The organism is Cephaloticoccus primus (assembly GCF_001580015.1).
In the GTDB taxonomy this organism is placed as follows: Bacteria; Verrucomicrobiota; Verrucomicrobiia; order Opitutales; family Opitutaceae; genus Cephaloticoccus; species Cephaloticoccus primus.
Genome location: NZ_LSZQ01000041.1, coordinates 34,096 through 55,255 on the forward strand (window position 1 = coordinate 34,096; position 21,160 = coordinate 55,255).

Annotated in this window: 15 protein-coding genes; 11 read left to right on the forward strand and 4 right to left on the reverse strand. The window is 61.0% G+C overall.

Going from position 1 to position 21,160, the window contains the following annotated elements; all coding sequences use genetic code 11:
• The first annotated feature begins 255 nt into the window (after positions 1 to 255).
• The 4 genes from priA (at position 256) to AXK11_RS10200 (ending at position 7,177) form a co-directional block, all read left to right on the forward strand.
• The gene (priA, locus tag AXK11_RS04850; protein ID WP_082780902.1) at positions 256 to 2,802 is read left to right on the forward strand and encodes a replication restart helicase PriA; all 2,547 of its coding nucleotides are present in this window, start codon (positions 256 to 258) and stop codon (positions 2,800 to 2,802) included.
• Between the two features lie 192 nt (positions 2,803 to 2,994).
• Positions 2,995 to 4,458 carry a hypothetical protein gene (locus AXK11_RS09750; protein WP_156469210.1) on the forward strand — a complete coding sequence of 488 codons (1,464 nt, stop codon included), beginning with the start codon at positions 2,995 to 2,997 and terminating at the stop codon, positions 4,456 to 4,458.
• Between the two features lie 683 nt (positions 4,459 to 5,141).
• The gene (locus tag AXK11_RS04855) at positions 5,142 to 6,620 is read left to right on the forward strand and encodes a Gfo/Idh/MocA family protein (protein WP_068629868.1); all 1,479 of its coding nucleotides are present in this window, start codon (positions 5,142 to 5,144) and stop codon (positions 6,618 to 6,620) included.
• A gap of 410 nt (positions 6,621 to 7,030) precedes the next feature.
• Entirely contained in the window at positions 7,031 to 7,177 is a 147-nt protein-coding gene (locus AXK11_RS10200; protein ID WP_156469211.1) for a hypothetical protein, read from the forward strand.
• Positions 7,178 to 7,600: 423 nt separating this feature from the next.
• Here the strand turns inward: AXK11_RS10200 and AXK11_RS09760 are convergent, their stop codons facing one another.
• Positions 7,601 to 7,780 (reverse strand): hypothetical protein, encoded by a 180-nt coding sequence (locus AXK11_RS09760; RefSeq protein WP_156469212.1) that lies wholly within the window; start codon positions 7,778 to 7,780, stop codon positions 7,601 to 7,603.
• Positions 7,781 to 7,993: 213 nt separating this feature from the next.
• Between AXK11_RS09760 and AXK11_RS04865 the strand changes: the two genes are divergently transcribed.
• The 6 genes from AXK11_RS04865 (at position 7,994) to AXK11_RS04890 (ending at position 17,482) form a co-directional block, all read left to right on the forward strand.
• A complete protein-coding gene (locus AXK11_RS04865) occupies positions 7,994 to 8,695 on the forward strand; it encodes an ABC transporter ATP-binding protein (protein WP_068629872.1) in 702 nt (233 codons plus the stop codon).
• Between the two features lie 191 nt (positions 8,696 to 8,886).
• Positions 8,887 to 10,299 carry an ABC transporter permease subunit gene (locus AXK11_RS04870; protein ID WP_068629874.1) on the forward strand — a complete coding sequence of 471 codons (1,413 nt, stop codon included), beginning with the start codon at positions 8,887 to 8,889 and terminating at the stop codon, positions 10,297 to 10,299.
• A 60-nt stretch (positions 10,300 to 10,359) separates the two neighbouring features.
• Positions 10,360 to 11,823, forward strand: coding sequence for a DUF3526 domain-containing protein (locus AXK11_RS04875; RefSeq protein WP_068629876.1), 1,464 nt, complete (start codon positions 10,360 to 10,362; stop codon positions 11,821 to 11,823).
• A 188-nt stretch (positions 11,824 to 12,011) separates the two neighbouring features.
• Complete coding sequence (locus AXK11_RS04880; RefSeq protein WP_068629877.1) at positions 12,012 to 14,150, forward strand: TonB-dependent hemoglobin/transferrin/lactoferrin family receptor; 2,139 nt, start codon at positions 12,012 to 12,014, stop codon at positions 14,148 to 14,150.
• Between the two features lie 244 nt (positions 14,151 to 14,394).
• Positions 14,395 to 16,443, forward strand: coding sequence for a TonB-dependent receptor domain-containing protein (locus tag AXK11_RS04885; protein ID WP_197456807.1), 2,049 nt, complete (start codon positions 14,395 to 14,397; stop codon positions 16,441 to 16,443).
• A gap of 139 nt (positions 16,444 to 16,582) precedes the next feature.
• A complete protein-coding gene (locus AXK11_RS04890) occupies positions 16,583 to 17,482 on the forward strand; it encodes a DUF4198 domain-containing protein (protein WP_068629881.1) in 900 nt (299 codons plus the stop codon).
• A 241-nt stretch (positions 17,483 to 17,723) separates the two neighbouring features.
• Here the strand turns inward: AXK11_RS04890 and AXK11_RS04895 are convergent, their stop codons facing one another.
• Genes AXK11_RS04895 through AXK11_RS04905 form a run of 3 tightly spaced genes read right to left on the reverse strand, consistent with a single transcriptional unit; the run spans position 17,724 to position 20,309 of the window.
• Positions 17,724 to 18,182, reverse strand: a complete 459-nt coding sequence (locus AXK11_RS04895) for a DUF2017 family protein (protein WP_068629883.1) — start codon at positions 18,180 to 18,182, stop codon at positions 17,724 to 17,726.
• Positions 18,169 to 18,483: an ATP-dependent Clp protease adaptor ClpS gene (locus AXK11_RS04900; RefSeq protein ID WP_197456808.1), complete on the reverse strand. Its 315-nt coding sequence runs from the start codon at positions 18,481 to 18,483 to the stop codon at positions 18,169 to 18,171. The genes AXK11_RS04895 and AXK11_RS04900 overlap by 14 nt, the downstream gene beginning before the upstream one ends.
• A gap of 47 nt (positions 18,484 to 18,530) precedes the next feature.
• Positions 18,531 to 20,309 (reverse strand): proline--tRNA ligase, encoded by a 1,779-nt coding sequence (locus tag AXK11_RS04905; RefSeq protein ID WP_068629885.1) that lies wholly within the window; start codon positions 20,307 to 20,309, stop codon positions 18,531 to 18,533.
• 97 nt (positions 20,310 to 20,406) lie between these two features.
• Here AXK11_RS04905 and AXK11_RS09405 point away from each other — a divergent pair, with 97 nt between their 5' ends.
• Positions 20,407 to 21,096 carry a hypothetical protein gene (locus AXK11_RS09405; protein WP_082780904.1) on the forward strand — a complete coding sequence of 230 codons (690 nt, stop codon included), beginning with the start codon at positions 20,407 to 20,409 and terminating at the stop codon, positions 21,094 to 21,096.
• Positions 21,097 to 21,160: the final 64 nt, after the last annotated feature.

Consider the following 21,160-nt stretch of genomic DNA (forward strand, 5'->3'; position numbering starts at 1 on the left):
AAAGGAGTTTTACGCAAGTAGGAATACGTTGTTTATTCGTATATTCCGCAGAGGGCCCCGTTTCAATTTATTTGCACGACTGGTGGGAGTACTCAGCGCATTTTTCCGCTGGTTGTGCGGGGGGGATACGCGGTCGTGGATTTGCGATCAGTAGGGTGCGTGCCAAAGCCGGCCAAAGATTGGGCCCAATAAACGGGTCTTTGGGGCCTTAAAAATCTGGCGGCGCGTGGGCGGGGCTGACGTGATGCGCGGGCTATGATTGTGGGCGTCCACCCTTTGGCCGGTTTCGACAAGCTCTTGCACTACCGCGTGCCGGAGCGGCTGTGCGGGAGCGTGGGCGTGGGCTCGCTGGTGCGTGTGCCGGTGCTCAATGCGCTGCGGCTGGGTGTGGTGGGCGAGGTGGGGGCGCCGAAGAATTTTCCCGTGGCGAAGCTCAAATCGCTGGCCGAGCTCGTGTATCCGTTTCCCGCGCTGACGCCGGAGCTGCTCCGGCTCGCGCAGTGGATGGCGCGCTACTACGCGGCCTCGCTCGATAGCATCATCGAGACGATGATCCCTGTCGCGGTGCGAAACGGCGCCGCGATCAAGGAGGAGGTGCTGTTGCGCGCTTTGCCGATGCCCGCCGTCTGCGGCGAAGGCTCGCAGAGCCGAGCGGCAGGCGGCGGGCGCGCGCTGGGGCCGCAGCAGGCGCGGGTGTACGCGTTTCTCGAAGGGCAGGCGCATCCGCAGCCGAAGGGCGCGGTGCTTCAGCGGCTGGGCGTTTCGGCCTCGGTCGTGGCCGGCCTTATCAAGCGCGGGCTCGTGCGCGAGGAGCGGCGGCGCGTGGTGCGGCATGCGTACGCGGATGACTGGGCGAGCGGCGAGGTGGCCGCCGCGCAGCCTCCGGCGCTCAATGCGGAGCAGGCGGCGGCGGCGAGCGCGATTGAGGCTCGTCTGGACGGGGGCGGCTTCGGCGTGAGCTTGCTGCACGGCGTCACCGGCTCGGGGAAAACGGAAGTTTACCTGCATGCGATTGACCGCGCGCTGAAGGCGGGCGGCGGGGTGATTTTTCTCGTACCAGAGGTCGCGCTCACGCCGCAGACGGTGGCACGCTTGCGCGCGCGACTGGAAGCGATTGCGCCCGGGCATGCCTGCATCGTGTGGCACAGCCACCTGAGCGAGGGCGAGCGCTTGGACGGCTGGCTGGCGCTGGCGAGCGGCGAGGCGCGAGTCGTGGTCGGCGCGCGCTCGGCGGTGTTTGCGCCGGTGCAAAACCTGCGGTTGATCGTCGTCGATGAGGAGCACGAGCCCGCCTACAAGCAGGACGAGTCGCCGCGCTACCACGGGCGCGATGTGGCGGTGTACCGCGCGCACCTCGCGCGGGCGCACTGCGTACTGGGCTCGGCCACGCCGTCTCTGGAGAGCTACGCCAATGTGCAGGCGGGGAAGTACGCGCTGCTGGAGCTCAAGCAGCGGGTGGACGACCGGCGGCTGCCCTTCATCGACGTGGTCGACATGCGGGTGGAGATGATGCGCTCGCGCGGGGCGGCGATTCTCTCGCAACGGCTCGTGCACGCGATGCAAGACCGCTTCGAAAAGCGCGAGCAGGTGATCCTCTTTATCAATCGGCGCGGCTACTCATCGTCGATGATTTGCCAGGACTGCGGACACGTCGAGGAGTGCGAGCATTGCAGCATCGCGATGACCTACCACCGCACGGATGAGACGCTGCGCTGCCACTTGTGCGGTGCGCAGCGACCCGCGCCAGTGCGCTGCCCCAAGTGCGGCAGCCCGAAAATTCGCTGGCGCGGGCTCGGCACGCAGCGGGTGGAGGAGGCCGTGCGCCGCGTGCTCCCGCGCGCCCGCATCGAGCGGATGGATACCGACACGATGGGACGTAAAAACCGGTTTCGCGAAGTGCTGGGCGACTTTCGCGCGGGAAAAATCGACGTGCTCGTAGGCACGCAGATGATCGCCAAGGGGCTGGACTTCCCCAACGTCACGCTCGTCGGGCTGGTCGATGCCGACATCTCGCTGCACATCCCGGACTTTCGCGCCAGCGAGCGCACCTTTCAGCTCCTCGTGCAGGTGGCGGGGCGAGCCGGGCGGGGCGACCTCGCGGGCGAAGTGATCGTGCAGACCTTTACGCCGCAGGCCGAGCCGATCCAGTTTTCGCGGCACGCGGATTTTGCGGGCTTCAGCGAGGCAGAGCTCAAGCTGCGGCGCGATTTCAAGTACCCGCCCTATCGGCATTTGATTAAACACCTGTTTCGCGGCCCCAATCCGGAGAAACTCGCTTTTTACGCCGAGCAGTGGGCGCGCAAAGTCGAGGCCGAGCTTGGTATGAAAAGCGGTGGGAACGAGAGGCAGGGCGGCGAGGGCAGGGAGCCCGCTGCGGTAATCGCAAGCGGTGAGGGCAGCGAGAACGGGAGTATCGAATGCGGGCCAGATGCCGCGGCAGCCGCGCGCGGGCAAAGCAGTGCGGGTGAGCCGAATGTTGCGCCAACCGCAAGTGAACGGGGCAGTGCGACTGGGCAAGGTGGCGCAGAGGGTGCCGCAAATCCGCGCGGGCAGAGTGGAGTAGATGGGGGCGGCGGCAGCGAATCAAGGAACGGGAGTGAGGGGCAGAGTGGGCGGGTCGAGCTGCGCGGGCCTTCGCCCTCGCCGATTGAGAAGGTGAAGGATCATTACCGCTGGCAGCTCTGGTATTTTACGGAAAACGTTTCCAAAACCGTCCCCAAACTCGTGGCCCTGCAGCAGGCATTCCCCTGGCCCAGCGACATCATCCAGGTCCTCGACGTCGACCCCGTGAGCCTGGGCTAGTTTACTGCCAGAGCTAAGAAATAAGGCAGCTTTTTGAGGCCGAATGGATTTTAGTTGGTTGGGCCCCAAACGGTGGGGTTAAGCCTAGAAGATGCGCTAATCCCAAACTCTGCCCCAAACGGTTGGCGCACGCTGCGTCATATTTAGGCGCGCGGCGATCTTCTTGAGCCTTCCGACTGTCCGCTTGGAGTTGTGAAAATAAACAAGATCACAGTCGGGTATATTTTAATAGGACTCACTTTCTTTTCCTATGTTTTGCTAAGAGCAATAAGGGTGGGGGTAACGTATGACGAAGTGGTGACTTTGCAGGAATTTGTGCCCCACTCGATTTACAATATATTATTTGAAGCACGCCCCATAGCTAATAACCATATTCTTAATACAATATTGATTAAGGCTGTTTTTTTGTTTGGTGCTCAGTCCCTATTTTTTGCACGAGTTCCAAACTTAATTTCCTTTTTGCTCTATTTGTATTTCTCCTGCAGGATTCTATCAAGGGGTTTGCCTGGGTTCTACGGTATCGGGTGTTTTGTTCTTTTGATTTGTAACCCCTTTATGCTAGAGTTTTTTAGTCTCGCGAGGGGGTACGGATTGTCGCTTGCGTTTATGATGGGAGCCTTGTGTTTCGCTTCTGATAATATAAGGAGATTCTCAACTTCTAGCCTTTGTAAAAGCTTAGCTTTAGGGGCGCTTTCGGTTGTTAGTATATTTTCTATGATTTATTTCGAGATAGCTTTGATTGTGGTCTTGAATATAACTATCTTTTTGAGGAGAGATTGGTCAATCTTTAGAAGATCATTAATTTATAGTTCCTTGATTGGTGCTGCATTGCTTGCTGCGATTTCTGTGCCAATTTTCCGATTGGAGAAGTATAATGGGCTGGCGTATGGTGGAAGTCGAGGGTTTTATAGCGATACGCTACTGTCACTTACTAGATATACTCTGGGTAATTTTGAAGCATCTTATTTTGCTCCATACTTGCTGAACTCATTCTTGTGTATTAGTATAGCTGTTGTAGGTATTTCCTTTTCCAGAAAGTGGAGGACTTCGCTCTCGTGGCTATTTGTCGGTGTGGCTGGTTTGTCTGTTTTGCTAATTATCTGCGCTCACTCTCTCGCTGGGGTTAAATACCCAATAGATCGAGTGAGCTTGTTTTTGTACCCACTCATGATGCTCTCGCTTTGCTTTTGCTTATGTGGCCTGGGGCGCTGGATTGGTACGGGGTTGTTAGCTGTGCTAGTGCTGGCCCTTTCTTCAAATTTTACCCTACGGGCTAATTTTTACAAAACCACGTTGTGGGATTTCGACTCTCATGCATCTCAAATACTGGAGCTGATTAATGGCATGGGGCGAGCAGAGGGGCGGGTTATTGGATTGAGGATTGTGAATATACTGGGAAGGTCAGTATCTTATTATGCTAATAAAAATAGGTATGGTTTTGTGAGAATTTTGGATAAGCATGATGCCGTTGAGGAAATCAAAGAAGGATATTATTTTCTGTATTTTTCACGAAATGTATTTCCTGATTCTGACTTTGTGAGGCATGATAAGGATAGGCTGCCTAAAGGGCTCTCGGAGGGAGATATTTTTATTGAATATCCTGAAGAGCAAATAATAGTTTTCAAGGACTTGAAGGGAGGGCTGCCTGACTATTAATTTTTACCATCGAAAAGGTGAGCCGAGAGTCAGGCGACTCACTGACTTGGTAGGCAGGCGGTTGGCAAACTGGATGACAACTTTAATGGCCTTCAGCATGATTCGAGGGCCGCCGCCACAGTGGGACTGGAGCCTGTGGTAGTGGCAACACTTTTTGAGAGAGAGTTGCTTGGGCATCGCCAAGCCTGTGCCGAAAGGTGTGCGGGTTCGAGTTTCTTCTTGGGGAATTGAACTTAAATTGCTTATTAATAGTTAAATAGGTAGATTAAAGCTGTGCGGTTATGAGTACGACGCCCCTTTGTAAGAGCATGTTGATAGCGGGCCGGCGGGATTTTATTTAATTTTTGCGGAGTTTTGTCTTGCTATCCGGAGGATGAGCCCTTTCACTTACGTCGCTTCCCTTAGTCCGCCCCATCCCCCAAATGATGACACGATGCCCAATTGTGCCTGTGCTGTGCCCAACCTTTCCGCAGTTTGCTGCGCATTTTGTCACGCGTATCGCGGCAAAAGCTCAGCCTTCCCTGAATGTCGGTCGCATCGAGCGAAGGCGGGAGTATAACCGCGTACTCGTGAGTCGAAGCGTGGAACTTCATGACCGGCTGGCTGCTCTTATCCTTCCTATGAATCTTCACCTAGTTGCACTCGACTTTGTTTCGTCAACTCCTAAACCCTGAACCGTAATTATGAAAACAAAAACCTCACGACGGAAGTTTCTCAAAAAAGCTTCGGCTGCCGCTGCCGCCTTTACCATCGTCCCCCGGCATGTGTTGGGTGGATCGAGCTTCGTTGCTCCCAGTGAAAAATTGGTCGTGGCTGGTATCGCTGCGGGACGTCGAGGCGCTGGCGATCTCCATAACTGTTACAAAAGCGGCAAAGTGGAAATCGGCTACCTGTGTGATGTGGATGAAGCTGAGGTTGCTCTCGGTGCCAAGGGCTCCCCTGATCCGGAGCACTACAAGAAGGCGAAGTATTACGCGGACTTCCGTGAGATGCTCGATAAGGAGCAGCGCCACATTGATGCGGTGTGTATTGCCACACCCGATCATAATCACGCGATCCAAGCCTTGGCAGCGATGCAGCTAGGCAAGCATGTGTACGTGGAGAAGCCGATGACTCACGATATCTGGGAGGCGCGCGTCCTGACAGATGCTGCCAAACGCTACAAGGTGGTTACCCAGATGGGGAACCAGGGAGCTTCTGATGATGGACCGCGTCTGGCTCGCGAGTGGTACGAGGCTGGTGCGATCGGTGATGTGCACACTGTCTATGTTTGGACCGACCGTCCCGTGTGGCCGGCAGGTATTCACTGGTCCAGCCCCAATGCCACTATGCCGAAGGATTTGGACTATGTGCCCAACTATCACATCCCCAAAGAGAAGAACTGGGACCTATGGCTAGGCACTGCTCCTTACCGAGATTTTGTGGACCGGTTTAATTGGCGCTGCTGGTGGGACTACGGTACGGGCTCAATCGGCGATATGGGCTGTCACTTAATGGAGCTCCCCTTTAGCGTGCTAGGGCTACAAGAGGTGCAGGAGGTGCACGCCTCTGCTGGCACGGTGTACAAGGATCACTTCCGCCGCGACGAGTTCTTCGATAGCGTTCCACCATCCTCATATGCCACTTTGCGCTTTGCTAAGACCTCTCGCACGCAAGGGCCGGTGACTCTGTATTGGATGGATGGAGGAATAACGCCTCCTATTCCTGATGAGCTTGGCCCTGATGAGCCTTTAGGCTCCAACGGCGCTCTGCTGGTTGGCACTAAGGGAAAGATCTTAGCTGGCGTTTATGGTAGAAATCCCCGGTTGTTACCCACGTCACGACAGGTGAAGGTGCCGCAGAAGTATCCGCGGGTACCATTGGCAAGTGGAAACGTGTGGGGCCCTGGACACGCCGCCCAGTGGGTAGAGGCCTGCTTGGCCGGATACGGCAAGAAGGAGCTGAGCTCCTCCTTTGATATTGCTGGACCGCTTACTGAGGCCGCACTATTGGGTAACTTGGCCATTCGCACGGCGAACATGAAGATGGAAGGTCGCGGTTTCGGCCGGGACTTCAAGTTACAATGGGACAGCAAAAACATGCGCGTTACCAATTTCGACCTTGCCAACCAGTTCGTGAAGCGGGAGTACCGCCCCGGCTGGGAAGTGAAATACAAACTCTGAGTTGGTTTTTGCGGCGGTGGTCATATGACCACCGCCGTGACACGGCCGGAAAATATGACTATAATGGCATTGAAACTTAAGAAATAGATGATATGCCCTATTCGTTAACCTTTTAATATAAAAAGGTAATGCGTTATTTGGGGGAACTCGAAGCTAAGTGAATCGTACTACGTCCGAGGCGTATTTGAAGTGAGTGAGGCAGAGGAGCCTTGGAGAAGTCCATTGTTTTTGATTTGCTCAGGAAGGGCGACTGCGTCTACATTGAGATCGTCTTGAATGCTACAAAGGCGACCCTATTACGGTCCGACCAAGGATAACGACCGATACTAGCGTCAATCCATACCGACGGTTGGCACGATTATCAAGGGCGAGTCGAGCTGCGCGGGCCCTCGCCCTCGCCGATTGAGAAGGTGAAGGATCACTACCGCTGGCAGCTCTGGTATTTTACGGAAAACGTTTCCAAAACTGTCCCCAAACTCGTGGCCCTGCAGCAGGCATTCCCCTGGCCCAGCGACATCATTCAGGTCCTCGACGTCGACCCCGTGAGCTTGGGCTGAGGGGAGGCGAGGGGCGGGGGGCTTTGCCAATAAAAGAGTCTGTGGCCCTGCTTTGCGCGACTTGGATGGGAAGCTCGTTCTGGTTTAGCTGCTGCGCAGGGGTCGCTTCGCGAGGATTGTGAACCGGTAATTGGGAGCACCCGTTGGGGCGATTTTTTGGAGTTAATGAGTTTCGTTGCGATTTTTCGGTCGTGGTAGGGGGCGTGGTATTCGGGAGAGCGAGGAGTTCGGGGGGGGAGGAGGGGAGAGCGGGGATTGACGAATTTGGCAGCGGGCAGAGGAGGCTAGGGGGAAGGGGATCAGGGCGGAGGCGCTATCTAGTGAGAATTAGTTTCAAATAGATCATTGACTTGAGAGTTGGTCTTAATAGCTGATCTCCCCGCATCTGAAATCCCTGCGACTCCCCTGCCAATCCCTGTTGATTTACAAGCCATGAGCTATGCTGCGATTATCCCGACGAGTTACGCCCAATGGCGCGTTTGCATTGAGCAGCGCTGCCGCCAGCCGTTGACGCGTGAGTTTTGCGAGCGCCGCCTCGCGGCGCTGCGTGATGCGGCGGATTCGCACACGCGGGATTTTCGGCGGCTCTACGGTGAGTCGCATTTGGCGGCGACGGTTTCCTGGTTCGAGCGCGCGCTGGCAGAGGCTGTGTCCGCTCCGGCTGGCCTCGTCTCAGTGTCGTCCGGTTTGGCGCCCCACGCGGGCTGATCGCCGATGCCAACGCGCGGCCCGCCTTTTGCCCGCCCGACGTCCGCCTCCCCACCTCCCTGTTCCCTCAATTTTCTGATCATTCGCTAAAATCCCAGACCCACAACCATGCTCCAGATCGACCGCCTCGTTAAACGCTTCGGCAGCCACACGGCTGTCAACGGCCTGACCATCTCAATCGCCCCGGGCGAGCTCTTCGCGCTGCTCGGCCCCAACGGCGCTGGCAAGACGACAACGATCAATTGCTTGCTCGGCTTCATCCAGCCTGACGAGGGCCAGGCGGTGATCGACGGGCTAAGCGTCGTCCAACAGCCGCTGGAGACGAAGCGGCGGCTCGCCTACATCCCCGAGCAGGTAAATCTCTACGGGCACTTCACGGGCTTGGAGAATCTCGCGTACTTCGCGGAGTTGGGCGGGCATCGCTATGCCGAATCGCGCTTGCACGATTTTTTGGCGGAGGCGGGGCTCCAGCCCGAGGCGCACGAGCGGCGCGTGAGTGGTTACTCGAAGGGCATGCGCCAAAAAGTCGGCATCGCGATCGCACTGGCGAAGGAGGCGAAGGTGCTGCTCCTCGACGAGCCGACGAGCGGGCTCGACCCGAGCGCCTCGCATGAGTTTAGCCGTTTGCTGGGCCGACTGCGTGAGCGCGGCGTCGCGATCTTGATGGCGACACACGATCTGTTTCGCGCGAAGGAGGACGCCACGCGTGTGGGCATCATGCGGCATGGCTCGCTGGTGCGCGAGCTGACGGCGGCCGAGATCAGCCACACGGATCTGGAGAAGCTCTACCTGGAAACCATGCGTGACTAGGCCGCGGCGAGCTCCCGGAGGAGCGCGCACGCGTGCATGCCTTTGTGGCCTCTACATTGCACCGCACGTAGCCGCGCCCTCCGCCGCCCCCCCCCAAGGCTCCTTCCGCACAGGGGCCGTCTCGTTTTTCCCCCGCCTGTTTCCTCCGCTAACTACGCCGCTTTACTCCACCGAAGACTCCCACTTTTCCCATGATTTCCACAATCGTACGCCACGAATTTAAAGGCGCACTGCGCGATGGCCGCTTCCGCTGGGCGGGCATTATCATCGCGCTCCTGCTGCTCGCCGCCTTGTTCGCGGGTTGGTCTTACCACCGCGATATTTCTGCCCAACGCCGCGAGGCCGCACACGCCGAGCAGCACCGCTGGCTAAACCAGCCTGAGAAAAATCCTCACTCCGCAGCGCACTACGGGGTTTACGCATTCAAGCCGCGGCTCACGCCCGCGCTGATCGACCCGGGGGTGGAGCCCTACGCGGGCGTCGCTACCTGGATGGAGGCGCACCGGCAAAACGACGTGTTGTATCGCCCCGCCGAGGATGCGACGGCGGCCCAGCGTTTCGGCGACCTGACGGTGGCGCTCGTCCTGCAACTGCTCTTGCCGCTGCTCATTGTAGCGGTGGGCTTTGGCGCGGTGAGTGCGGAGCGCGAGCGCGGCACGCTGCGCCAAGTCTCTGCGCTCGGGCTCTCGCCTACACGTTGGCTTTTCGGAAAAGCGCTCGGGCTGGCATCGGCTTTTGCGCTGCTCGCAGTGCCTGCGCTGCTGTGCAGCGGACTGGTGCTCGCCGCGCTGCAAGACGGGGCTACTGAAAACGCCTGGGGCCGCTTCGGGCTGCTGGCGCTCGTGTACCTCGTTTACCTTGCGGTGTTCTTGTTTCTCACGCTCGGGGTGTCGGCCAGTGTGCGCAGCTCGCGCGCTTCGCTGATCATCCTGCTCGGCGTGTGGATGCTCAACGGGCTGCTCGTGCCGCGCACGCTCTCGGAGCTCGCCGCCAGTCGCCATCCGGTGCCCTCGGTCGCCGAGGTGAAAAACAACGTCGCGCAAAAGCAGCAAGACCCCGAGTACGCCCGACGGGCGCGCGAGATCTGGGAGCCGCGCGTAATCGCGAAGTACGGGCTCTCTGGCGTGGAGGAGCTAAACGGCCTTTCGTCGCGCGGGCTGCAACTGCTGCGAAGCGAGTCAGCGGGCTACCTCGTTTTTGACGAAGCGTACGGTGAGCTTCACGACCAGATCGAAGCGCAAAATGCCTACCAACGCGCCCGCTCGTGGATCGCGCCGCTGGCTGCGCTGCAACCTCTCTCGCGGGCGTTGGCCGGGACGGACTTCGCGCATCACCGCGCTTTTATCGAAAGCGCCGAGGCCTATCGCCGCGTGATCCAGGACACGATGAATGAGGACATCCTGCTCAACGACGGCAAACAGGGCAGTGGCCCGTATCTCGCGGGCGCCGACTTGTGGGCCAAGGTGCCGCCGCTGGTCATCCCGACGCCCACGCTGGGCGACGCGCTGCGCGGACAGTGCGCTCCGCTCGTCGCGCTCGTCGCGTGGTTTGCCGCGACCGTCCTGTTTTTCGTTACGGCGGCGCGCCGCCTTCGCGCGCTCTAAACGCCTCACGGTCTCTCATCCCGTCACCCATTTCTCCCCAACCCGTTTTTTTAAACGACCATGAACTTTCGATTCTTCTCCTGGGAACTGCGGCATCTGCGCGCGGAGCCGACCTTCGTCGTCGTGCTCCTGCTGCTCGTGGCGCTCTGTTCCGTAGCGATTTCAAACGGCGCCTCGCGTTTGCGTGCGCAGCAAGAACGCCAAGCCGCCGCGCTGGCCGAGATGGATACGGCGGCGGCGGCGACTGCCGAGCTCGCCCGCAAGCTCGATAGCGGCGAGGCGACGACGCCCAGCTTCTCCGATCCGCGCACGGCTGCCGGTTTTGCAGGGCGGCGGATGGTGGCCTACACAGTGAAGCCGACCTGGGCGCTTGCCGCGCTCTCTGTTGGCCAGAGCGACTTGTACCCGAGCGTGCACAAGCTGGCGCTCAACTCGCGCGAGAGCGCGCTCACCGCAGCCGAGTACGAAAATCCGCAGCGCCTGCTGATCGGAAGCTTCGATGTGGCCTTCGTCGTGATCTACATCGTGCCGCTGCTGCTCCTCGGGTTGACCTACAACCTCGTCGCTGCCGAGCGGGAGCGGGGCACGCTGCCCCTGCTGCTCTTGCAGCGCGGCACGGTGAACCACGTCGCGTTTGGCCGCGGGCTTTTCCTCGGCACGCTCGTACTGCTCGCGCTCGTGGTGCTTTTGCTTGCCGGACTGGGCCTGTCGGGCGTGCTCGCACAGGTGAGTGGCGCGGCACTCTTTGGCTGGCTCGCGGCGGCTTTCTTTTACGGGCTGTTCTGGGTGGCGCTCGCGGTCTTCGTTGCGAGCCGCGGCGGAGGCTCGGCCACGAACGCCGTCGTCCTCGCGGGCGCGTGGCTCTTGTTTACGATTATCGTGCCCTCTGCGGTCAGCGTGGCGGTAAAGGCGATTTACCCCGTGCCTTCGCGCATGGCGTACATTGATTCGCAGCGCGTCGTCACCGAGGAGTCGCGCAACCGCCAGAGCCAACTCCTCGCCGCTTACTTCGAGGATCACCCTGAGCTGGCCTCGGCCGAGACGCAGGCCGCAGTCGCGGCGGGCACGCAGGCGAATCCGCGGCTCATCGCGCACCTCGGTTATCAGGAGCAGGAGCGGCTACTCGCGCCCGTGCGTGCGCGCTACACCGAGCAATTGGAGCGCCAGCAGGGGCTCGTCGATACGCTCAAGTTTCTTTCGCCCGCGCTGCTTGCCCAGTCCGCTTTTAACCAGCTCAGCGGCACGGGCATGGAGCGGCATCGCGATTTTCAACGCCAGTCGAGCGCCTTTCACGACACGCTGCGCGACTACTTCCAGCCCAAGATCATCGCGGGCGAAGCGTTTTACGATTACGACCAGGTCCCGCGCTTCAGCTTCGACGAGGAGGCGGCCCCGGCACGGGCCGCCCGCAGCGCGACTGCGCTTTGGCTGGTGCTCGCAATCGCCACCGCACTGCTCCTCGCCGCCAGCCTACCCGGGCTGCGCCGCTACACTCCGACCGCCGCCGCTGCCGAAGGCGTGTAGGGCGTGCCGGGTTAGTCGCAGCTCTGCTGAGTAAGTGCGCTCCATTTTTCCGGTTCAGTTTGTCGGGCGTGTCGCCAGCGAGCGCCGCGCCCACTGATCCGTTTGCAACCGCCTAGTTACCCCGACGCATCCAGTCGGGCGTGGGGTTTCCCATGCCCGGAAACGTTAATCCCCAACGAAGTCGGGTTATGAAAAACACACACAACAAGAACGCGCTTCCCGGTAAGCTCGGGAAGCCAGGATTCCTCATCGCAGCAGTCGCCACGGCCTCGCTGTGCGCTTACGCTCAGGCGAGTGATGCCGACGCATCAGCCGCGGCCGCCCGCGGCCCCGCAGCGGATGTGCAGGCCGAAACTATCCACGATCTCGACGCCGTCACGGTGACTTCGACTCGCACGGCACGCCGCGCCTTCGAGGTGCCCGGGATGACCTCCGTCGTGGATCAGAAGAGCCTCGACCTGAGCCAGCCGCAAAACGTGGGCGACACCGTGCGCACGCTCCCCAATGTGGAGATCACAGGCGGCCCGCGCCGCAACGCAGAGACGCCTACCATTCGCGGGCGCAGCCAGGAGCACGTCCTCGTGCTCGTCGATGGCATGCGCCAAAATTTCAACCAATCGCGCCGCGGTCGCTTTTACCTGGAGCCCGACATGCTCAAGCAAGTCGAAGTCGTGCGCGGGCCCAACTCCGCCCTCTACGGCAGCTCTGCCCAAGGCGGCACGATCGCCATGCGCACCAAAGACGCGCTCGACCTGCTGGAGCCGGGCCGCAGCACTGGTGCGCGCGTAAAGGCGGGCTACGCTTCGGTAAACGAAGAGAGCTTTTATAGCCTCGCCGGTTACGCGGCGGCGGGCGGGCTCGATCTGCTCGCCATCGGCAGCTATCGGGATGGCGGCGACATCCGCCTGGGTACCGGCGACGATCTGGAGTTTAGCGGCAGCGAGTCGAAGAGCGGCCTTTTCAAGGCCAGCTACAAAACGGCCAATGGGCAGACACTCGCGCTCTCGGCGGATGTCACGCGCGAGGAGAGCCGCCAGCCGAGCACGCCCAGTAGCACGAGCACCAGCAGCATCGTTGACCGCACCGCGAAGACCGACAGCGCGCAGGCGCGTTACCTGCTAAACCCGAACAATAGCGACCTCATCGACCTGGAGCTCAGTGCCTACCAGGTCGAGACGGGCAACTACGACATCGGCTTCACCGCCAATCTGATCGACCGCGACGAACGCCGGATCGTGAAAACCACGGGGCTCAGCCTTATCAACCGCAGTCGCATTGAGCACGCCGCGCTCGGCCGCCACAGCCTCACTTACGGCATCGAGTATTTTAAGGACGAGATCACCCAAGTGCGTTGGGACACTGGCGCACCGCAGCCCATCCTCTGGAATCCCGACGGGAAGATCGACTACCACGCTGTTTTCGCACAGGATGAGATCGCGCTCACCGAGACGCTCAGCCTTATCCCCGGGCTGCGCTACGATAAGTACAAGGCCGGCTCGCCCCAGGTCGCGCACGAGAGCAGCGACGACTTCCTCGCGCTAAAAGTCGGTACCGTTTACCGCCCGCGCCCGTGGTTGTATTTCTTCGGCCTGTACTCGGAGGGCTTTGTCGCGCCCAGCCTCGGCCAGCTCTTTCGCGGCGGCACACACTTCCGCCGGGGAAGTCGGCAGCAAGATTTCGCAGGAAACCTCGATCTGCGTTCCGAGAAATCCGAAAACTACGAGGCCGGTATCGGGCTGGAGTTTCGCTTTGAAAACCAGGCCCACTTTCAGGCGAAGCTTTCGGTCTTCACCCAAGACGCCCGAAACCCGATCACCACCGAAGTGCAGATCCAACCCAGCGTGCCGCCCGAGCTCGCGGCGGTCGGCGTTACCCAGTACGAGCTTTCCAAATACATCAACCTCGGCGGGGCCGACTACGAAGGCGCAGAGATCGAGCTCGGTTACTCGACACCTGCCTGGTACCTGCAAGCTGCGGGCTCGACGATGACGGCTCGCGAGAAAACCCGTCCACGCAGACTCGACACGACGCCAGCCGACAAACTCACGGTGGGTGGCGGCGTACGCATCGCCCGCGCGAAGCTCACGCTCGGCGGTAACGCGCTCTTCGTCGGCAGCCGCGCGTCCAAGGTCGATCGCGAATCGTATATGACACCCGGCTACGCTGTTTGGGGCGCTTACGTCGTGTGGCAACCCGAGTTCCTCGGGCCGCGCACCTCGCTCAACCTCAACGCGAACAACCTGTTCGATAAAGCCTACGCCCGTAGCGAGCGCGACCTGTTCTCCTCCGGCCGCTCCATCCAGACCAGCCTGACAGTGAGCTTCTAGAGGCGTCACAGATAGGCCCTCGGTATATGGGGATAAACCGCCTCCCTCATCAACAAGGCGCACGTGAACGAGTAACAGGTGTAGTGATGCTGACTTGTAGCCAGTATTACAAAATTTACCTTGTCATAAGAAAGGCAGCGCGGATGAAACCGCTGCCTTTTTGATGCACACAGCAAACCTTCCCCCCTTTCAGTCAGCTCACCGCGCAGGGACGCTCAGGCAGGCCCTCGCCGTTACGGCGCTCATGGCCACTGCTCTGGGCTCGCCCTTTGCCCATGCCACTAGCCGCGCCGGAGGGAGCATCGCCGAGCCGCCTTCTGATGCCCTTATCAATCTGGATGCGATTACGGTGAGTTCGACGCGCACGGCCTGGCGGGCCTTTGATGTGCCGGGGATGACCTCGGTCGTCGACTCGCGCGCACTGGATCTGCTCCAGCCGCAGAGTATGGACGACATCCTGCGCGCGCTGCCCAATGTGGAGCTCTTTGGCGGCCCGCGCCGCACGGCAGAAGTACCGCGCATCCGCGGGCGCAACTCCGAGAATGTGCTGATCCTGATCGACGGCATGCGCCAAAACTACGGCGGCGGGCATCGGGGGCGTTATTTTATCGAGCCGGACCTGCTGCGCTCGGTCGAGATCGTGCGCGGGCCAAACTCGGCACTCTACGGCAGCGGTGCGCAGGGCGGCATCCTCTCGATGGAGACCAAGGATGCGTCGGACTTGCTGCTCCCCGGACGACAGTACGGTGCAAGGCTAAAGACTGGCTACACCTCGGCCAACGACGAGAGTTTCGCTGGCGCAGCGGCCTATGGAGCGAGCGGACCAGTGGAGTGGCTGGCCTCGGTCACCGCGCGCGATGGTGGCGACATCCGCCTGGGTACGGGAGAGGACTTGCCCTTTAGCGGCAGCGAGCTGCGCGCGGCTATGTTCAAGGCGACCTGGAGGCCGAGTCCGGGCCAGTCGCTCTCGCTTGTGCATGATACGGCGCGCGAGGAAAACGTGCAGCCGACGAATCCGCAGGGCAGCAGCTTGAGCAGTATCGTGAACCGCAAGACCAAGGTCGAGGGCAGCCGCGCGCGCTACGTGCTGCACCCGGGGCAGAGTGATTGGGTCGACCTGGAGGCGGTGCTCTATCGAGTGAAAACGGGCAACCGCGACCTCGGTGTTTCGGCGAGTTTGGTGGATCGCGACGAGCGCCGTTCGGTGCAGACTACGGGTTTCAACCTCATCAACCGCAGCCGCCTGGAGACCCCATTTCTGGGCAAGCACAGACTCGCCTACGGGGTGGATGTTTTTGGCGATGAAAATGTGGCTCGCCGCTTCGATACGGGCGTGGGGCTGCCCATCCAGACTTCGCCCGAGGGCGAGGTGGACTACGAAGCGGTCTTCATCCAGGACGAGATCGTGCTGCCCGGCGCAGTGACCCTGATCCCGGGCCTGCGCTACGATAAATTCAAGTCGAAGGCAGTCACCGAGGCCTTCTCTTCGAGCGATGACGACCTCTCGCTAAAGTTGGGGGTGATCTGGCGTCCGCATTCGGAGTTTTTCGTTTTCGGGCTGTATTCGGAGGGGTTCCTCACGCCCGATGTGGCGCAGATTTTCCGCACGGGGCAGCACTTCCGGATCGGGTCGCGGCAGCAGGATTTTGTCCCGAGCCTCGGCCTCAAGCCAGAGACTTCGCACAACTATGAGGGCGGCTTCGGCTTTGAGCGAAAGCTCGCCAGTGGCGCGCGGTTGCAAACGAAGCTCTCCGTCTTCCTCCAGGATTCGCACGACACGATCTCGCGCGAGGTGATCATCCTGCCGGTGCCGGCTGAGCTCGCAGCGGTTGGCATCACCCAGTACGAGCACTCGCGCGCGGCCAATCTGGAAGGCGCGGAGTTTAAGGGCTCCGAGCTGGAGTTTGGCTACACGACCGAGACCTGGTTTATCAACGGCGGGGCCTCGACCTTGAGCTCGCGAATCGACGGTACGGGCAAGCGTGTGAGCACGACTCCGGCCGACAAATTTTCCGTACAAGGCGGCAAGCGATTTGCTGCCGCGCGGCTCACGCTTGGTGGCAGCGCGCTTTTGGTGGGAAACCGCCGTTCCAAAGTCGAGGAGCCGCAGTACCAAACGCATGGATATGCGGACTTTGGATTTTTCGCGGTTTGGCAGCCCATAAGCGGCTACCCTGAGGCGACGGTAAACCTGACTGCCAGTAACCTCTTCGATAAGGCCTACGCGCGCGACGATGTAGGCCTCTTCGCGACTGGCCGCTCCGTGCAGGCCACGCTTACGGTGCGCTTTTAGCGGAGTCTGCGACTCACTTTATTGGGCGTGTCGCGCGCTGGCGACGCGTCCGTCAACCTGGCCTGCGAAACTCGCGTGCCGCTCTTTTCAAGAAATCTAAACCTCCCGGCTTTCCAGCCAAACCTTCCCCTCCTTCTTCGTGAAACCCTTCCTGAAAAAACACCTCTTCTCGGCGGCCCTCCTGGTCGCGGTACTTGGCATGGTGCGGCCTGCGGCTGCGCACCACCTGTGGCTTTATGCAAGCCGCTACGATGTGCCGCGCCTGGCAACGGCTCGGCAATGGGGCCAGTGGAAGCCGGACAGCATCGTGCTCTTTGGTTACGGCGATTACTATCCGCTCCACGACCTGCTGGAGCCGGAGCGCGTGGCCTCGTTTACCCGCTACTCGGCCAACGGAGATCAACAGCCAGTCGCGCTCGGGGAGGGGTCTTTCCTCGCCTCGCCCCTCACCGTTTTTGTGCCCGGTGCGCACATCGTCGCGGCCGAGCTGCACCCACGCTTCGTCTCGCGAGTCGGCGAGGAGCACCAGCATCACTACCTCTTTGTCCCAAAGGATGAAGTCATGGAGGGGCTGCCAGTTATCCGGAGCTACGTGTACCACAACTACGCCAAGGCGCTTTTCCAGGTGGGCCCGAGCGAAGAGCGCCCCCAGGACGCGGCCCTGCTCGCCCGCCCGCTCGGCCACACGCTGGAGATCGTTTTGCTGAGCAATCCGCGTACGGTGGCGGGCGCACCGAACGCGGGCTCGGGCACCGTTCGCGCGGGCGTTGACTTCGCTGTTTTGTTTGAAGGCCAGCCCCTGGCTGACGTGACCGTGCGAGCCAACCACCTCGGGCTACCGGCCAGTGCGGAAGGCGCGACTGCGCTTGTGGAGCTCGACGAAGCAGGGCGGGGGAGGCTCACTGCGCCGCGAGCAGGCGTCTGGCAACTGCACCTCACGCACCGAATCCCCGCGCCGCCCGAGTTGTCCCTCAAAGCCGCCGCACTGACCTACTCCGCCAGCTTCACCTTCGAAGTTCCTGCGCCTTCACGCTACTGAGCCCAGGCCAAGTTGGTCGATCAACCAAGCCGCGTCGTGTGATCGGTGCGAGTGCTACGCGGGCTGTTTTGAAGGCTGCTAACGGCGATGCCGCGGATATTGGAAGCGCCTTGGCCCGGGGCTTTTTCTCGGGGCCCGTCGACATCGGTTTCGAGGAGCCTTGACCAAGGCAATTGCAGCCAAAATGAGGTTCCTCATCTTCCCGGAAAATAGCCCTCATGAGGAGGGCTGTCTCAATGGCTTAGGCGTTTTCGACCGGGTTCAGGTGGTGGAGGATGAGTTCCTGGAGGGTGGCGAGGAAGAGGTAGCAGACGAAGGCGCGGCGCAGGGGGGCGGTGAGGGCGTCGATGCTGATTTCGCCCGCTTCGAGTTCTTCTTCGCTGAGGCCGCTCAGTTGGTTGCGGTGTAGTTGCAGGCGCACGGCCGCCGTGGCGCGGAGCACGGGCTGTGCGTTGCGCGAGTCCAGGTAAACTACTCCTTCGGAGATAAACGTTTCGCCGAAGAGGCCGAGCAGGGTGTCCAGGTCGCTTGTCTGGCTTTTTACGACATCGGCGCGCCAGAAGTCGCGCAGGTCGTCGGGCAGGCTGGGCAGGTGTACGGCGGGCGAGGGCTCGGCGCGCAGTTGCTGTGCAGTTTCGCGCACGACGTCGAGCAGCGGAGCGACGACTTCGACGCTGAGGCGTACTTCAATCTGTTTCATATTCCTCGCTCTCAAGCACGGTGGTCAGCTGCCACTGTTGCAGGGTGTAGGCGTAGGCTTCGGCTTGCTCGCGTGCGCCGCTCCATACGACTGAGCGGCCTTTTTCGTGAACTTCGAGCATGTGCTTGCGCGCCTGGATTTCGTCGAGGCCGAGTACTTTGCGAAATACCATGACGACGTAGGACATGAGATTTACCGGGTCGTTGAGCACGACGACGAGCCAGCGGCTGGCGTGCTCCAGCTCCGTGAGCGTTTCGCTCGCGGGTGAGGGCATGGGGAGTGTCTCCACTGCGGCATTCATGATTTCATCAATTTCCGAAAAAACTCCGGCAAGCCGTGGCGGCCGTATTACTCCGCCGAAGTGGCCTCCTCGCTCGCGCGTTGCACTTCGCCAGCGATTACGGACTGGGCTTCGGCGACTGGCACTTTTCGCGCGGCGGCTTCGTGGCGCCACTTGAGCTCGATCACGCCTTCTTTCAAGCCGCGTCCGCCGACGGTCAGGCGCAGCGGGATGCCGATCAGGTCGGCGTCCTTAAACTTCACGCCCGGGCGCTCGTCGCGGTCGTCCACGAGTACGTCTGCACCGGCTCGCTCGGCGGCGGCAGCCAGCGTTTTCGCCATCGCGGTAGCGGCCTCGTCCTTCGGATCAAGCAGCGTTACGATGACTTGAAATGGCGCGACGGCCCACGGCCAGCGGATGCCATCGGCATCGTGATCTTGCTCGATGAGTGCCTGCATTGAGCGGCCAATCCCGATCCCGTAGCAGCCCATGACCATCGGGTGGCTTTGCTTTTCGGCGTCGGTGTAAACCGCGCCGAAGCGCTCCGAGTACTTCGTCCCGAGCACAAAGATGTGCCCGACCTCGATCCCGCGGCGGCTCTGGAGCGGTTGGCCCGAAAGCGGGCAAGGCTCGCCGGCATGCACGCGGCGAAAGTCGCCGAACCGCGTAATCGCCAGGTCGCGCGCGACGTTCACATGGCGGAGGTGGTGGGCGTCTTCGTTGGCGCCGGTGGTGCCATTGCCGATTAGCCGGATCGCGTGATCGGCAAAGATGCCTGTGAGTGCAGCGGGGTTTTTGATCGTGCCGCGCACCGCGCCGAGGCTGCCGGGCTTGGCTCCCATAATGGGCTCAATCTCTTCTGGAGTCGCCGGGCGCACGAGCGTGAAGCCGAGTGCGCCGAGCTTGGCTTCTTCCAGCTCGTCGCAGCCGCGCAGGATGACGACGAAGGGCTGCCCGTCGCCGATGTAGACGAGTGTCTTGAACTGCGCCTCGGCCGGCACGCTGTAAGGCGCAGCAGCAAGCGCGGCGATTGTCGCGACGCCCGGGGTGGCGAATTTCTCGATCTCGCCGCTCGGGGGCGCGTCGCTCAGGTCAGCAGGTACGAGCGCGCTGGTCGCCTTTTCGCGGTTGGCCGCGTAGCCGCTCGCCTCGCAGTAAATGATATCGTCGTCGCCGACTTCTGCGGGAGCCATGAACTCGTGCGAAAAGCTGCCGCCCATGACTCCGGTATCGGCCTCCACGGCGATGGAGAGCAGGCCGATCCGCCTGAAAAACGCTTCGTAGCCTCGCTTCATCGCCTCGTAGCTGCGGGCCGCGCCCGCTTCATCGGCGTCGAAGGAGTAGGCATCCATCATGACAAACTCGCGCGTGCGCATCAGCCCGTAGCGCGGGCGGATCTCGTTACGAAACTTGGTGGCGATCTGGTAAAAGTTTTTCGGCAAATCGCGGTAGCTGCTGATCTCGTTTTTCACCAAGGGCGTGATGACTTCCTCATGCGTGGGGCCGAGCACGAGCTCGGGCTCGCGTGAGGGCCGCGCGGCTGCGCCTGCGCTATCAGCGCGAAACATGATCTCGCGGCTCGCCGCCCAGCGCGGGCCGTTTTCCCAAAACTCGGCAGGGTGCAGGTGCGGCATCCAAAGCTCGATCGCGCCGGCTCGATCCATCTCCTCGCGACAGATCTCGGTGAGCTTGCGCATCACGCGCTGGCCCAGCGGCATGTAGGTGTAGAGGCCCGCACTGAGTTTACGCACGAGGCCCGCGCGGATCAGCAGTTTATGCGAGGCGATCTCGGCATCGGCGGGGCTCTCTTTGAGGGTGGGAATGAAAAACTGCGACCAAAGCTTCATAGGCGGGGGAGAAAGTCGCGCAGGCAAGCGGCCCTCCGCGCCCTGAGCAAATGTATTTGCCGGAGCAAAAGCCTCTGTCGTTACTCACCGACTTTCCATGCCGCCGCCGCCCTCCACCTCCGACAAGAAACGCTCCGCGCCAGAGCCCTGGCCGATGAAGTGGATCGTCCTCGCGCTGCTCCCCTGCCTAGCCGCCTATACCTTTGTGACGCTCCAATACCGCAAGCCCGGGCACGCCTTTGAGCCCTACAACGATCTCAAGGCGAGTGCGCAAATCCACCAGCTCCTCGAAGCCGGGTTTCAACGCATCCCCCTCGAAATACGCGACGCAGCAGACTCGCGCCCGCTCAACAAAAAGCCCGACTTCGCCGACCACGCTGAAAACCCCGCCAACGCACGCACGCTCTACGCGCTGATAACGCAAACCGCGCGCGGCGGACTTCCCGAAGACCTAGCCGCCGCACTCATCGACTCGCCGCACTTGCCCCGCACCATAAACACCTCGCTCGGCCCTGCCGACCTCTACGAAGGCGGCGACCTTGTCTTCAAGATCCAGTTTTACGCGAGCTCCGAACCAGTTGCGGCGCAACTCTACGTGCGCGAAAACCAGGCCTTCGTGGTCGTCGAGCTCGCCGCCCCCGAGCCTCCCGAGGACGACTACTCGCCACGCCGCACCGCATACCGAAAGTGGCTGATCGCGCCCTCCGCGCCGCTCAAGCCCGGCCGCTACACCGGACTGCTCGTTGGCGCCGAGCAGTCACTGCACTGGGATGTGCGCGTGCACTGAACCGCTGCAACTCTCCCTCACACGCTTCTACCGCCGCCCCGCAACCCCTCGCTGCACTTCTCGC